General features: G+C 67.7%; 15 protein-coding genes and 1 pseudogene. 12 read left to right on the top strand and 4 right to left on the bottom strand.

Translation table 11 applies throughout. The annotated features are described in order from the left end of the window. Together DI526_RS07635 and DI526_RS07630 are read right to left on the bottom strand one after the other, a co-directional pair. Window positions 1-642, bottom strand: coding sequence for a 3-oxoacid CoA-transferase subunit B (locus tag DI526_RS07635; protein ID WP_304276208.1), 642 nt, complete (start codon window positions 640-642; stop codon window positions 1-3). Further along, entirely contained in the window at window positions 642-1,352 is a 711-nt protein-coding gene (locus tag DI526_RS07630; RefSeq protein ID WP_304276206.1) for a CoA transferase subunit A, read from the bottom strand. Before DI526_RS07630 ends, DI526_RS07635 begins: the two co-directional genes overlap by 1 nt. A 108-nt stretch (window positions 1,353-1,460) precedes the next feature. On the opposite strand from DI526_RS07630, the gene DI526_RS07625 reads away from it, so the two are divergent. Continuing rightward, the gene (locus DI526_RS07625; RefSeq protein ID WP_304276205.1) at window positions 1,461-2,048 is read left to right on the top strand and encodes an NAD(P)H-dependent oxidoreductase; all 588 of its coding nucleotides are present in this window, start codon (window positions 1,461-1,463) and stop codon (window positions 2,046-2,048) included. Beyond that, window positions 2,049-3,953 (top strand): monovalent cation:proton antiporter-2 (CPA2) family protein, encoded by a 1,905-nt coding sequence (locus DI526_RS07620; protein WP_304276203.1) that lies wholly within the window; start codon window positions 2,049-2,051, stop codon window positions 3,951-3,953. It begins immediately after the preceding gene. A gap of 12 nt (window positions 3,954-3,965) precedes the next feature. On the opposite strand, the gene DI526_RS07615 is transcribed toward DI526_RS07620, so the two are convergent. Further along, the gene (locus tag DI526_RS07615; protein ID WP_304276201.1) at window positions 3,966-5,030 is read right to left on the bottom strand and encodes a fatty acid desaturase; all 1,065 of its coding nucleotides are present in this window, start codon (window positions 5,028-5,030) and stop codon (window positions 3,966-3,968) included. A gap of 92 nt (window positions 5,031-5,122) precedes the next feature. Further along, on the bottom strand, window positions 5,123-5,797 hold the full coding sequence (locus DI526_RS07610; RefSeq protein WP_304276199.1) for an OmpA family protein: 675 nt from the start codon (window positions 5,795-5,797) through the stop codon (window positions 5,123-5,125). Between the two features lie 174 nt (window positions 5,798-5,971). On the opposite strand from DI526_RS07610, the gene DI526_RS07605 reads away from it, so the two are divergent. The 10 genes and pseudogenes from DI526_RS07605 to DI526_RS07560 all read left to right on the top strand — a co-directional run. Beyond that, window positions 5,972-6,907: an isopenicillin N synthase family oxygenase gene (locus DI526_RS07605; RefSeq protein WP_304276197.1), complete on the top strand. Its 936-nt coding sequence runs from the start codon at window positions 5,972-5,974 to the stop codon at window positions 6,905-6,907. 79 nt (window positions 6,908-6,986) lie between these two features. After that, complete coding sequence (gene trmD, locus DI526_RS07600) at window positions 6,987-7,721, top strand: tRNA (guanosine(37)-N1)-methyltransferase TrmD (RefSeq protein ID WP_304276196.1); 735 nt, start codon at window positions 6,987-6,989, stop codon at window positions 7,719-7,721. Between the two features lie 5 nt (window positions 7,722-7,726). After that, window positions 7,727-8,119, top strand: coding sequence for a 50S ribosomal protein L19 (gene rplS, locus DI526_RS07595; protein WP_304276194.1), 393 nt, complete (start codon window positions 7,727-7,729; stop codon window positions 8,117-8,119). 302 nt (window positions 8,120-8,421) lie between these two features. Further along, window positions 8,422-9,387 carry a LysR substrate-binding domain-containing protein gene (locus tag DI526_RS07590; RefSeq protein WP_304276193.1) on the top strand — a complete coding sequence of 322 codons (966 nt, stop codon included), beginning with the start codon at window positions 8,422-8,424 and terminating at the stop codon, window positions 9,385-9,387. Window positions 9,388-9,687: 300 nt separating this feature from the next. Beyond that, window positions 9,688-11,127, top strand: a complete 1,440-nt coding sequence (leuC, locus tag DI526_RS07585) for a 3-isopropylmalate dehydratase large subunit (protein WP_304276191.1) — start codon at window positions 9,688-9,690, stop codon at window positions 11,125-11,127. Then, on the top strand, window positions 11,124-11,732 hold the full coding sequence (leuD, locus tag DI526_RS07580; RefSeq protein ID WP_304276189.1) for a 3-isopropylmalate dehydratase small subunit: 609 nt from the start codon (window positions 11,124-11,126) through the stop codon (window positions 11,730-11,732). Before leuC ends, leuD begins: the two co-directional genes overlap by 4 nt. A 7-nt stretch (window positions 11,733-11,739) precedes the next feature. After that, window positions 11,740-11,853, top strand: a pseudogene (locus DI526_RS07575) (hypothetical protein); the annotation flags it as partial. A 16-nt stretch (window positions 11,854-11,869) separates the two neighbouring features. Next, complete coding sequence (locus DI526_RS07570) at window positions 11,870-12,172, top strand: putative quinol monooxygenase (protein WP_304276187.1); 303 nt, start codon at window positions 11,870-11,872, stop codon at window positions 12,170-12,172. An 11-nt stretch (window positions 12,173-12,183) separates the two neighbouring features. After that, window positions 12,184-13,236 (top strand): 3-isopropylmalate dehydrogenase, encoded by a 1,053-nt coding sequence (gene leuB, locus DI526_RS07565; protein ID WP_304276184.1) that lies wholly within the window; start codon window positions 12,184-12,186, stop codon window positions 13,234-13,236. Between the two features lie 94 nt (window positions 13,237-13,330). Then, the coding region (locus DI526_RS07560) for a CHASE3 domain-containing protein (protein ID WP_304276182.1) at window positions 13,331-14,083 on the top strand (753 nt) is incomplete at its 3' end.

Raw genomic sequence — 14,083 nt, 5'->3', positions numbered from 1 at the left:
CTAGAGCGCCGTCTCGAACGCCGCCTCGGTCTTGGCCGTGATGTCCTCGACCGAAACGCCGGGGGCCAACTCGATCAGCCGGACCGGCGTCTTGCCGCGATTGATCTCGAACACGCCGAGCTCGGTGATCAAGAGGTCGACAACCCCGGCGCCGGTCAGCGGCAGGGTGCAGGCTTTCAGGAACTTGGGCGCGCCCGACTTCTCGCAGTGGTCCATGACCACCACCACGCGCTTGACGCCCGCGACGAGATCCATGGCGCCGCCCATGCCCTTGACCATCTTGCCCGGCACCATCCAGTTGGCCAGATCCCCGTTCTCCGCCACCTGCATGCCGCCCAGGATCGACAGCGCGATGTGACCGCCGCGGATCATGGCGAAACTGTCGGCCGAGCTGAAATAGGAGCTCGAGTCCAGCTCGGTGATCGTCTGCTTGCCGGCGTTTATAAGGTCGGGATCAGCCTCGCCCTCATAGGGGAACGGCCCCATGCCCAGCATGCCGTTCTCGCTCTGCAGCGTCACGTGCATGCCTTCGGGAATGTAGTTGGCGACCAGGGTCGGGATGCCGATGCCGAGGTTCACGTAGAAGCCATCCTGCAGCTCCTTGGCGGCGCGGGCCGCCATCTCGTCGCGGGTCCAGGCCATTACGCGGTCTCCTTCTGGCGAGTGGTGACCCGCTCGATGCGCTTCTCGAACTTCGCGCCCTTGATGATGCGGTCGACATAGATGCCGGGGGTGTGGATGGCGTCCTTGTCGAGGGCGCCGATCTCGACCAGCTCCTCGACCTCGACCACCGTGGCGCGGCCGGCCGTGGCCATCATCGGATTGAAGTTCCGCGCGGTCTTCCGGTAGATCAGGTTGCCCTCGGCGTCGCCCTTCCAGGCCTTGACGATCGCGAGGTCGGCGGTGAGGCCCCGCTCCATCACGTACATCTCGCCGTCGAATTCGCGGACTTCCTTGCCCTCGGCCACCAACGTGCCGTAGCCGGTGCGCGTGAAGAAGGCGGGGATGCCCGCGCCGCCCGCACGAATGCGCTCGGCCAGGGTGCCTTGCGGATTGAACTCGAGCTCCAGTTCGCCGGACAGGTAGAGCTGTTCGAACAGCTTGTTCTCACCCACATAGGACGAGACCATCTTCTTGATCTGGCGGTTTTCCAGCAGGATGCCCAGGCCGAAGCCGTCGACACCGCAATTGTTGGAGACGACCGTGAGGTCCTTCGTTCCCGCCTCGCGGATCGCCGCGATCAGGTTCTCCGGAATGCCGCAGAGGCCAAATCCCCCGGCCATGATGGTCATGCCGTCCTTCAGCAGCCCGGCCAGGGCCTCGACGGCGTCTGTCTTCACCTTGTCGACCATGGTGTCTCCCTTGTCCCGACCTGCTAGTCGGGTGTTGGGCGAAGCGTGTCGCCCGAGCCAAGAAGAAATTCAACCCTTGATGAATTGTTTTTCCAGAAGGGCCGCCTGATGTCCGACGCTAACACCGGCTCGGTGACACCCGCCACCTCCGGGGTGCTTCTGGTGCTGGCGCATCCAGCGCTTGAACGCTCGCGCGCCAATCGGACGCTGGCCAAGGCGGCCAAGAGCCTTTCCGGCGTCACGTTCAAGGACCTCTATGAGACCTATCCGGACTTCGTGGTAGACATCGAGACCGAGCAGGCCGCCCTGGTGGCGCATGACGTGGTCGCCCTGCAGTTCCCGCTGTTCTGGTACTCGACGCCGTCGCTGCTGAAGGAATGGCTGGACATCGTGTGGCTGCACGGCTTCGCCTATGGCGACGGCGCCGAGGCGCTGAAAGGCAAGAAGCTGTTCGTGGCCTGCACCACCGGCGGCACCGCCAAGGCCTATCACGCCCACGGCTACAATCGCTTCAGCATGGACGAATTCCTGCGCCCCCTGGAACAGACCGCCCACCTGTGCGGCATGGACTGGGAGACGCCGTTCGTGGTTCACGGCGCATCGGTGAAAGACGACGCCGCCCTGAAGGCCGAGGCTGAACGCTACAAGGCCCGCGTGGCCTCGCTGCTGCCGACCCGCGCGGAGGCCAAGGGCTAAATGGAAAACTTCCTGACCCAGACGCTCGTCTATCTGGGCGCGGCCGTCGTCTCGGTGCCGATCGCCAAGCGGCTCGGGCTGGGCTCGGTGCTCGGCTACCTGATCGCCGGCGTCGTCATCGGCCCCTACGCCCTGTCGCTGGTCGGCGCCCAGGCCGACGTCATGAAGTTCGCCGAGTTCGGCGTGGTCATCCTGCTTTTCCTGATCGGCCTCGAGGTCAGGCCGTCGATGCTGTGGGACATGCGCAAGGCCATCTTCGGCCTGGGCGGCGCGCAGGTGGTCGGAACGGCGCTGGCCATCGCCGCCGCTTCGCTCGCCCTGGGCCTGCCCTGGCAGACGGCGCTCGCCGTCGGCCTCGTGCTGGCGATGTCCTCCACCGCGATCGTGCTGCAGACCCTCGACGAGAAGGGCCTGAGGCAGGGACCCGTCGGCCGGGCGGCGTTCGGGGTGCTGCTGCTGCAGGACCTGGCGGTCATTCCGCTGTTCGCCCTCCTGCCCTTGCTGGCCACGGTGGCCCCGGCCTCTCACACCGAGGCCGGCGGTCACGGCGGCGGGAACCTCGTCGCTCACCTGCCCGTCTGGGCCCAAGGCCTGTCGGTGTTCGCCGCGGTCGCGGCCGTGGTCGGCGGAGGCCGCTATCTGGTGCGCCCGGTGTTCCGCTTCATCGCCAAGGCGCGCCTGCGCGAGATCTTCACCGCCTCGGCGCTGCTGATCGTCGTCGCGGTGGCCAGCCTGATGCAGATCGTGGGCCTGTCGCCCGCCCTCGGGGCCTTCCTGGCGGGGGTGGTGCTGGCCGAAAGCGAGTTCCGCCGTGAGCTGGAGACCGACATCGAGCCGTTCCGGGGCCTGCTGCTCGGTCTCTTCTTCATCACGGTCGGCGCGGGCGTCGACCTGCCGCTCGTGGCGCGGCAGCCCCTGATCCTGGCCGGGCTTGTGCTCGGCCTGATGATCCTGAAGTTCCTGGTCATGTATGGCCTCGCCCGCCTGTTCGGCGCCCCCAAGCGCGGGGCCATGGCCGTGGCCACCGCCCTCGCCCAAGGCGGCGAGTTCGCCTTTGTACTGCTCAGCTTCACGGTCGGGGCCGGGGTGATCGGGGCGCCGCTGGCGGCGCTGCTGACCGCCGCCGTGGCCGTCTCGATGGCCCTGACGCCAGTGGCCATGATCCTCTACGAGCGCGTGGCCGCCCTGATGGACGCAGCGATCCCCGACGTGACGCCCGACACCGGCGACTTCGACGAGGGCGAGCCGGACATCATCATCGCCGGCTTCGGCCGCTTCGGGCAGATCACCGGCCGCCTGCTGTCGGCCAATGGCTTCAAGTCGACGGTGCTGGACAGCGACATCGAACAGATCGAGCTGCTGCGCCGCTTTGGCCGCCGCGTTCACTATGGCGACGCCACGCGGCTCGACCTGCTGCGCCAGGCCGGCGCCGATCGCGCGCGGATGCTGATCGTCGCCCTGGATGATCGCGAGAAGACGGTCGAGCTGGTCGAGACGGCGCGCAAGGCGTTCCCCAACCTCGTCATCCTGGCGCGAGCCTGGGATCGTCGCCACGCCTACGACCTGCTGGCCAACGGCGCGGACGCGGTGGAGCGCGAGACCTTCGAGTCCGCCCTCGCCCTCGGCGCCACGGCGCTGCAGAAGCTGGGCTTCCGCGCCCACCGCGCCCACCGCGCCGCGGCCTTCTTCCGCCGTCACGACCGTCGGGTGTTCGAGGAGCTTCGCCCGATGTGGGGACAGGAGGAGGCCTACATCCTGGCCTCGCGCGACGCCGCCAAGACCATGGACCGACTGCTCGACGCGGACCTGCACCGCATGCGGCCTGGCGACGCCGGCGGGGCGTGGGACACGGCCAGCCTGGACGAAGAACTGCGCGAGCGCGCCCAGCAGGAGGGCGCCGAGTAGCCGAGGCGCGGCCTATTCGGCCGCGTGCGGTCCTTGCGACGCCAGCGCGGGCTTGCGCGCGACCCGCTGGAAGAGCGCCGCGAGCGCCTCGAAGAGGCCTTTCTGCGACGCGCGGTGATAGAGAGAATCCGGGGCCAGGGCCTTCGCCAACCGTGCGTGGGCCTTGCCAAGGTTGTGGTAGGGCAGGCGCGGCAGCAGGTGGTGCAAGGCGTGATAGCGCAAGCCCACGGGCGCCCAGAGCTCCGACGCCAGATTCGGCGGCGGGACGTTGACCGAGTCGAGGAACTGCTCGTCCAGGGTCATCTTGCCGCCGTCGTTGTCCCAGTGGTGGGCGACCAGGGTGCGCGCCTGGTTGACGAAGGTGGCGATGGAGAAGATCGCCAGGCCCGTCAGCACGAACCGCACCGGCAGAACGCCGAGCAGCGTCGCGGCGATGATCGTCCAGGACCACAGCCAGCAGGCGATATCCTGGATCAACCAGGCGGGCCGGAGCTTCGTCATGTCCTCGCGGACGAAGTCGGGATTGATGACCAGCGCCGACAGGCGTTGCTGAACGAAGCGGCGCAGCGGCGGGATCAGGAACGAGAGCGGCGTCAGGATCGCCGAGCGGATCAGCACGCCGAGCGGCGCCAGCAGCGCGACGAACAGGAAGCCCGCCAGAGACAGCGGCGTATAGCGCGAGAGCGGCAGGTACTCCGGATCCAGCGCCGTGCCGAAGCGGTCCTTCACGTGGTGGACGTTGTGCACGCCCTCGTACATCAGCGACGGCGTCATCAGGGGCACGCCGACCAGGACGTTCCATCCCAGGCGGAAGCCCGGCGCCTCGTCGTCGCGGATATGGGTCAGCTCATGGATAAAGCTCAGCGCGCGATAGAGCGCCAGCACGCTGACGAGACCGGCGACGAGGCCGAGCGCCAAGCTCGAGGTGCTGGCGGCCAGAAGGAAGCCGCCCCACATCAGGCCCGCCGAGACCAGCAGGTCGATCCAGTAGATCGCCGCTTTGGGCGTCATCAGATCGTCGGTCAGGGCGTAGGCCTGCCGCGTCAGGCTGACGCTATCGCTTGCAGTCTTGGCCACGTCGTCCTCGCGCTGTTCGAACGTGACGACTTGGCGACGACGAGGGCGAAAAGCAACCGCTTCGTGCTCGTAAGGGCCCGAAGCGGCCGAACTCAGCGGGTCAGCGGACGCAGGACGATCTCGACGCGGCGGTTCTGAGCCCGGCCCGCGGGCGTCGCATTATCGGCGATCGGCTGGCGCTCGCCCATGCCGGCGACGAAGATCCGATCCGGCAGCACCCGACCCTGGTTCGTCAGATAGGCCGCGACGGCGCTGGCCCGGCGCTCCGACAGGACCTGATTGTACTCGTCGGGTCCACTGGAGTCCGCGTGGCCGACCACATCGATCGTGGTCTGGGAATAGGCGTTGAGGGTGCGGGCGACGTCGTCCAACACCCGGGTGAACTGCGGCTGCACGTCCGAGCGGTCGACGGCGAAGGTCACGTCGCTGGGCATGACCAGGACGATCTGGTCGCCATTGCGCCGGATCATCACGCCCGAGCCCTCCAGGCTGCGACGGAAGTCGGCCTGCTGGCGGTCCATGTAGTTGCCGACGGCGCCGCCGGCCAAGGCGCCGATGCCCGCGCCGATCAGCGCGTTCTTGCGGCCCTGCTCGCCCTTGTTGGTGTTGGTCAGATAGCCGAGCAAGGCCCCGCCGGCCGCGCCGGCCAGGGCGCCCGTGCCCGTATTGTTCCGGACCGGCATGCCGGTATAGGGATCGGTGGTCGTGCAGGCGACCAGGGCGCTCGCGCCCACCAGGACGGCGGCCAGAGCAAACTTGCGCGTCATCGCAACCCTCGTGCGTTTGTTGTAGATCAAGGTCAGACGGGCAAACGCCCGACTTATGGTCAAGTTCCGCTCCCAGGCCGCCCGTGAGACGAACGCCCTTCGCGTCAGTCTTTGCGCGGTGTAGTAAGAAGGGACTTACTCATTCAGAAGCTCGCAGATCCAAGGCCCGTCGACGTGTCCAACTCCGCCATCGCTCCGGTTTCCTTCTCGCTCTATGCGAAGGACTTCACGCGCTTCTCCCAGGAGCTGGGGGCGTCCTTCGAACGCTACGGCTTCGCGGTTCTCTCGGACTATGACCTGGATCAAGCGCGCATCGACGCCGCCGTCGACGCCGCCAAGGCCTTCTTCGCCCTGCCCGTCGAGACCAAGAAGCAATATGCCGGCGTGAAGGGCGGCGCGCGCGGCTACATCCCGTTCGGGGTCGAGACCGCCAAGGGCGCCGACCACTACGACCTCAAGGAATTCTGGCACATGGGCCGCGACCTGCCGCCCGGCCACCGGTTCCGCGCCCACATGGCCGACAATGTCTGGCCCGCCGAGATCCCGGCCTTCAAGCACGACGTCAGCTGGCTCTACAACGCGCTCGACGGCATGGGCGGCAAGGTGCTGGAAGCCATCGCCACCTATCTGAAGCTGGACCGGAACTTCTTCGCGCCGACCGTCAGGGACGGCAACAGCGTGTTGCGCCTGCTGCACTATCCGCCGATCCCGCTGGACGCCACGGGCGTGCGCGCCGGCGCCCACGGCGACATCAACACCATCACCCTGCTGCTCGGCGCCGAGGAAGGCGGGCTGGAGGTGCTAGACCGCGACGGCCAGTGGCTGCCGATCAACCCGCCGCCCGGCTGCCTGGTCGTCAATATCGGCGACATGCTCGAGCGCCTGACCAACCACGTGCTGCCGTCGACCGTCCACCGTGTGGTCAACCCGCCGCCGGAGCGTCGGGGCTTCGCGCGCTATTCGACGCCGTTCTTCCTGCACTTCGCCTCGGACTACGAGATCAAGACGCTGCCGAACTGCGTGACGGCCGAGAACCCGGATCGCTATCCGGAGTCGATCACCGCCGACGAATTCCTCCAGCAGCGCCTGCGCGAGATCAAGCTGGCCTAAGACACAGCGACCGAGGTCGTCGAAGCGGTCGCGCCCACGGCCCTTCGACTCTCGGGCCCGCTGCGGCTAAACAGCGCCCATGCCGTTCACCGCCACCGTCCTGACCATGTTCCCCGAGGCCTTCCCTGGCCCGCTCGGCGTCTCGATGATCGGGACCGCCTGGAAGGAACAGGACCTGTGGCGCTTGGAAACGCTGGACATTCGAGCCTTTTCCAAGGATAAGCGCGGCTTCCTCGACGACACCCCCGCGGGTGGCGGCGCGGGAGCCGTGCTCAAAGCGGACGTCATCGCCTCTGCGCTCGACAGTGTGGAGCTCGATGGGCGGCCGCTTTTGTACATGAGCGCCCGGGGCAGGCCCCTGACCCAGGCGCGCGTGCGGGAGTGGTCCAAGGCGCCCGGTATCGTGGTGCTGTGCGGCCGCTTCGAGGGGGTGGATCAGCGGGTGCTCGACGCCCGCGGGTTCGAGGAGGTCTCGGTCGGAGACGCCGTGCTCGCCGGTGGCGAAGCGGCGGCGATGGTCGTGATCGAGGCGTGCGTTCGACTGGCCCCGGGGGTTCTGGGGAATATCGAGAGCACGCTGGAAGAAAGCTTCGAGGACGGACTCCTCGAGCATCCGCAGTACACCAGGCCGCGGACGTTCGAAGGGCTCGACATCCCCGAGGTGCTGCTGTCGGGCGATCACAAGCGGATCGACCAATGGCGCAAGCGTATGCGTGAAGAGACGACCCGCGAGCGGCGCCCGGATCTCTGGGAGGCCCACCTCGCCAATCAACAGGCAAAAGGCGACCCGAAAACGGGTAAGCCCAAGGAGTAAAGATCATGGCTGCGAACATCATCGCTCAGCTCGAGCAAGAAGAATCGGCCCGTCTGCTGGCCGCCCGCGCGATCCCGGAATTCCGTCCCGGCGACACCCTGCGCGTCAACGTGAAGATCAAGGAAGGCGAGCGCGAGCGCGTCCAGGCCTACGAAGGCGTCTGCATCGCCCGCGCCGGCACGGGCGTCCACGAGAGCTTCACGGTCCGCAAGATTTCGTTCGGCGAAGGCGTGGAGCGTCTGTTCCCGCTGCTGTCGCCGAGCATCGAAAGCATCGAAGTCAAGCGTCGCGGCGTCGTCCGTCGCGCCAAGCTCTACTACCTGCGCGACCGTCGCGGTAAGTCGGCCCGTATCGCCGAACGCGCCGGTGGCCCGAAGGCCGCCGCGACCGAAGAGTAATCTTCGTCGTCATCGCGAAAGATCGAGGCCCTGGCGGAAACGCCGGGGCCTTTTTCTTTGGCTGCGCAGCCGCCGCCTCATCGCGGCGCGATCAGGCGAGGATATTTGCGGGCCGGACAAGGCGTGCGGAGGGCGCGCCAGAACGCCTGCAGCGCCGCGAGCCAACCGAAAGAACTTTCCTTATGGGTCTGGAGAGCGGTGTCCATCATCGCCGACTTCCTTTGCCTGAACCGCATCGGAAATTCGCTGTTCGGCGAACAGATGACAAACGCGACCTCCTTGGCTATCCATAGGCTGCGCTTATGTCAGACATCCTCGCCCGACTGCCCCTCAGCGCCATTCGCGTGTTCGAGGCGGCCGCTCGCCTCAAGAGCTTCACCCGCGCCGCCGGCGAATTGGGCATGACCCAGGCCGCCGTCAGCTGGCAGGTGAAGGCGCTGGAGCAACGGCTCGACCAGCCCCTGTTCAACCGCCTGCCGCGCGAGGTCGCCTTGACGCCGGCCGGCGAGCGGCTGTCGCGGGCGGCGACGGAAGCGATGTCCCTGCTGCGCTCGGCGATCTCCGACCTCGTCGAGACCGAGGAGGGCGTGCTGTCGATCACGACCGTCCAGAGCCTCGGCGGCCAATGGCTGGCGCCAAGGCTCGGCGCGTTCCAGATCGCGCATCCCCGCATCGCCGTGCGGCTCGAGGCCTCGAGCCGGGTGGTCGATCTCGCGCGCGAGGGCCTCGACATCGCCCTCCGCGGCGGCCAGGGCCGATGGCCCGGCATGACCGCGCATTTCCTCATTCCCGCGGTGCAGACGCCGCTGGTCTCGCCCCGCTTCCTGGAGCGGATCGGCGGCTTGTCACGCCCGGAGGACCTGCTGGACGTTCCGCGTGTTGGCGTGGCGCGCGAATGGGAGGAATGGTTCCAAGCCGCCGGCGTCACTGCGATCGACGACCGCCTGGCGCCACGCCTCACTTCCGACGCCCAGACGCTTGAAGTCGCCAGCGCCCTGGCCGATCAGGGCGCGGCCTTGGGCTCGCCGATCTTCTTCGCGCGCGAACTGGCGGAGGGACGCCTCCTCATGCCTTTCGACGTGGTCGCCCGGTATAGCGGAGGCTACTGGCTGGCCTACCCGACCGAGCGGGCGCGCGGACACAAGATCGCCGCCTTCCGCGACTGGGTCTTGGCGCAGGCGGCGGCCGATCCCCTGATCGCGCGATACGCCGCCATGGCGCCGCTGGAAACGCCGAGGGCGTCTCCCCTGGCCCGCGCGAGCGAATAGAGGTCAAGCTTGCGTGCGTTCGCACAAAGATTGACAAACCCGCGTTCCGTGAGATGATCGTACTACCCCCGGCGCCTGTCGCCCGGGCTTCCAGACCGTCTTCTTTCTAGCGGACGGCCCTCTTCGGGCGGAGCCCATCGGCCCCCGAAGGCTGAAAATGATGCTAGGGCGCGCCGGCAGGTCGCAAGACGGGCGCGCCCTTTGGCTTTCTGGCCGCCCAGCGACGATCGAACGCAAGAATTTGTCGCGTCGAGCCGGGGCCACTGGATTTTGGCGCACGATCCGCCCTATATCCCCGCCATGTCCGGTAAAACCCTTTACGACAAGATCTGGGACGCTCACGTCGTCAGCGAAGCCGACGGCGAGGCGATCCTCTATATCGACCTGCACCTGATCCACGAGGTGACCACGCCGCAGGCCTTCGCCGGCCTTCGCGCGGCCGGCCGCAAGGTGCGCCGTCCCGACCGCACGCTCGCCGTGGCGGACCACAACATCCCGACCGAGGGCCAGGCGCTCGGCGTGGACGCCGTGAAGGACGAGGAAGCGCGCCTGCAGCTCAAGACCCTTGCGCGGAACGTCGCCGACAACGGCATCGAGTTCTTCCCGATGGGCGATATCCGCAACGGCATCGTCCACGTGGTGGGCCCCGAGCAGGGCCGCACCCAGCCGGGCATGACCATCGTCTGCGGCGACAGCCACACCTCGACCCACGGCGCCTTCGGGGCCCTGGCCCACGGCATCGGCACATCTGAGGTCGAGCACGTCCTGGCGACCCAGACCCTGCGCCAGAAGAAGGCCAAGAACATGCTGGTCCGCGTCGACGGCCAGCTGGCGCCGGGCGTGACCGGCAAGGACGTCGCCCTGGCCGTGATCGGCGAGATCGGCACCGCCGGCGGCACCGGCTACGTCATCGAGTTCGCCGGCGAGGCCATTCGCGGCCTGTCGATGGAGGGCCGCATGACCCTCTGCAACCTGACCATCGAGGGCGGCGCCAAGGCGGGCCTGGTGGCGCCGGACGAGAAGACCTTCGCCTACATCCAGGGCAAGCCGGCGGCGCCGAAGGGCGCGGCGTGGGATATGGCCGTGAGCCATTGGAAGAGCTTCTTCACCGACGAGGACGCCGTCTTCGACCGCACCGTCGTGATCGACGGCTCGGCCCTGGTCCCGATGGTCACCTGGGGCACCAGCCCCGAGGACGTGATCCCGGTCACCGGCACGGTTCCGGATCCGGAAAGCTTCGCCACGCCTGACAAGCGCGCCGCCGCCCACCGGGCCCTGGACTATATGGGCCTGACCGCCGGCCAGCCGATCACCGAGGCGAAGATCGACCGCGTCTTCATCGGCTCGTGCACCAACAGCCGCATCGAGGACATGCGCGCCGCCGCCGCCGTGGTGCAGGAAGCCTTCCTGCACGGCCGCCTCGTCGCGCCCCACGTCAAGGCGATGGTCGTGCCGGGCTCGGGCCTGGTGAAGGAGCAAGCGGAAGCCGAGGGCCTCGACGCCATCTTCAAGGCCGCCGGCTTCGACTGGCGCGAGCCGGGCTGCTCGATGTGCCTGGCCATGAACCCCGACAAGCTGCAGCCCGGCGAGCGCTGCGCCGCCACCAGCAACCGCAACTTCGAGGGCCGCCAGGGCCGCGGGGGCCGCACGCACCTGGTCTCGCCGGCCATGGCCGCCGCGGCGGCGATCGCGGGCCACCTTGTCGACGTTCGCACCCTGCTCTCGGAGACCGCCCAATGAAGGCCTTCACCCGCCTCGATGGCCGCGCCGCGCCGCTGGAGCTGGCCAATATCGACACCGACCAGATCATCCCGAAGCAGTTCCTCAAGACCGTGGAGCGCGAAGGCCTGGCCAAGGGCCTGTTCTACGACTTCCGCTTTGACGCCGACGGCAACGAGATCGCCGACTTCGTGCTGAACAGGCCCGAGTACAAAGGCGCGAGCGTCCTGATCGCCGGCGACAACTTCGGCTGCGGCAGCTCGCGCGAGCATGCGCCATGGGCCCTGATGGACTACGGGATCATGTGCGTGATCTCGACCAGCTTCGCCGACATCTTCTTCAACAACTGCTTCAATAACGGCCTGCTTCCGGTCGTCGTGACGCCGGAAGAGTTGGCGGTCCTGATGGACGAGGCCAAGGGCGGCAACCACATGGTCAGCGTCGATCTGGAAGCCCAGACCGTGGTCTCGCCGTCGGGCAAGACCTTCAGCTTCCAGATCGATCCGGTCCGCAAGGAGAAGATGCTGAAAGGTCTCGACGCGATCGGCGAGACGATGCAGCACGCGACCGACATCGACGTGTTCGAGAGCAAGCGCGCCATCAGCCAGCCCTGGCTGGAGGCTTGATCTAACAATAGCGTGTCATCCCGGCCGCAGCGCAGCGGAGAGCCGGGACCCAGGGGCGAACGCACAGCCGCCGCCCCTGGGCCCCGGATCGCTGCGCGTCCGGGATGACACGGATTTTTGGGGCTTTGATCCAGTTCATGACCCTGATCCTCGCCGGCACGATCCGTATCGCCCCCGAGCGCCTCGCCGATCTGCGCCCGCATCTCCGCGCCCAGGTCGAGGGTACGCGCGCCGAACCGGGCTGTCTGGACTACGCCCTGACCGAGGACCCGCTCGACCCCGGCCTGATCCGGGTCTACGAGCATTTCGAGAGCGAGGCCGCCTTGGAATTCCATCGCGCCACGCCGCACATGGCCGCGTGGCGCGCCGCCTGCGCCGCGCTGGGCGTGCACGGCCGCGACCTGCAGTCCTTCGACGTTTCCGCCTACCGCAAGATCTAAGAGAGAAGCTCATGTCCACCCTGCTGCTCCTGCCCGGCGACGGCATCGGCCCGGAAGTCTGCGCCGAGGTGCGCCGCGTGGCGGCCGCCCTCACCCCGGACCTCAAGGTCGAGGAAGCGCCCTATGGCGGCATGAGCTATGACGCCCACGGCACGCCGCTGCTGGACGAGGTGCGCGACCAGGCCATCGCCAGCGACGCGGTGCTGATGGGCGCGGTGGGCGGCCCCAAGTGGGCCGAGGCGCCGCGTCACCTGCGTCCCGAAGCCGGCCTCCTGAACCTGCGCAAGGCCATGAACGTCTATGCGAACCTGCGCCCGGCCTACTGCTTCGAAGCCCTGGCCGGCGCGTCCAGCCTGAAGCCGGAGCTGGTCTCGGGCCTGGACATCATGTTCGTCCGCGAACTGGTCGGCGGCGTCTATTTCGGCCAGCCGCGCGGGATCGAGACCCTGGCCGACGGCCAGAAGAAGGGCTTCGACACGGCCGTCTACACGACCAGCGAGATCGAGCGCGTCGGGCGCGTGGCCTTCGAACTGGCCCGCGGCCGGACCAACAAGGTCCACTCGGCCGAGAAGTCGAATGTCATGGAGTCGGGCCTGCTGTGGAAGCAGGTGATCACCGAGCTGCACGCTCGCGAATATCCGGACGTCCAGCTCGAGCACATCCTGGCCGACAACTGCGCCATGCAGCTGGTGCGCGCGCCCAAGCAGTTCGACGTCATCGTCACCGACAATCTGTTCGGCGACATCCTGTCGGACGCGGCCGCGATGCTCACGGGCTCGCTGGGCATGCTGCCGTCGGCGGCGATCGGCGATCCGAACACGCCCGGCCTCTACGAGCCGATCCACGGCTCGGCGCCCGATATCGCCGGCAAGGGCGTCGCCAATCCGCTGGCGGCCATCCTGTCTTTCGAAATGGCGTTGCGCTGGTCGCTGAAACAGGTCGAGGCCGCCGACGCCCTCCTGGCCGCCGTCAAGGCGACGCTCGACCAGGGCGCCCGAACGCGCGACCTCGGCGGCAGCCTCGGGACGGCCGAAATGGGCAGCGTCATCCTGTCGCACCTCTAGGCGCCGGCGAACGACCCGACAGGCCCTTACCGCCACGTAAAGTTAAGGCTTAGCCCCTAACGACGACACTCAGTGTTGTCGGTGGGGCTAGGCCATGAAGTTCCAAAACCTGAAGATATCCGCAAAGCTGACGCTCGCGTTCGGAACGCTGATCCTTGTTTTCGTGGCGTCGGCCATCGTGGTCTTGGTTAGCCTTAACAAGATCGACGACGCCTCCACCTCCAGCCAGCGCGCCCTGACGCTGGCCGCCAAGGCCGAGGCCATGGCCACCTTGGCGGAAGAGCAGCAGAATTCGTTGCGCGCCTACGTCCTTCGCAACGATCCCGGCGCGCTGCAAACTTACAAGAAGCAGGCTTCGGACTTTGACGCGGCGCTCGACGCTTTCGAAGCCAAGACGACCCAAGCCCCACAGAAGAAGCGCGCCCAGAAGATCCGGGCGGCCATGGCCGAATGGCGCCGCGACGTCGTCGAGCCCACGCTCGCCGCCATGAGCGCCCCCGCGGGCCGAGAACAGGCCGCTGGCATTATCGGCCAGCCTTCCCTGACCAAGCTGCGCGCTCTGCAAGAAGACATGCGCGCCGCCGCCGTGGCCCGCGTCGCGATCCGCACCAAGGAACAGGCCGGCTCCCTGCTCTTGGCCAAGACGTCGATGATTGTCGGCGGCCTGGTGTCGCTCGCCTTCGCCGGTCTGATGGGCTGGTTGCTGTCCGCCACGATCGGCTCGCCCGTCACCGTGATCACCAACGTCATGCGACGCCTGGCGGCGGGTGACAGCAGCGTCGAGATTCCCGCCCTCGGCCGCAAGGACGAGGTCGGCGAAATGGCCGCCGCCGTCGCCTACTTCAAG

The organism is Caulobacter segnis (assembly GCF_003243465.1).
In the GTDB taxonomy this organism is placed as follows: domain Bacteria; phylum Pseudomonadota; class Alphaproteobacteria; order Caulobacterales; family Caulobacteraceae; genus Caulobacter; species Caulobacter segnis_A.
Note: the sequence above shows the minus strand (reverse complement) of the source record. Positions and strands in the feature narration are given on the sequence as shown.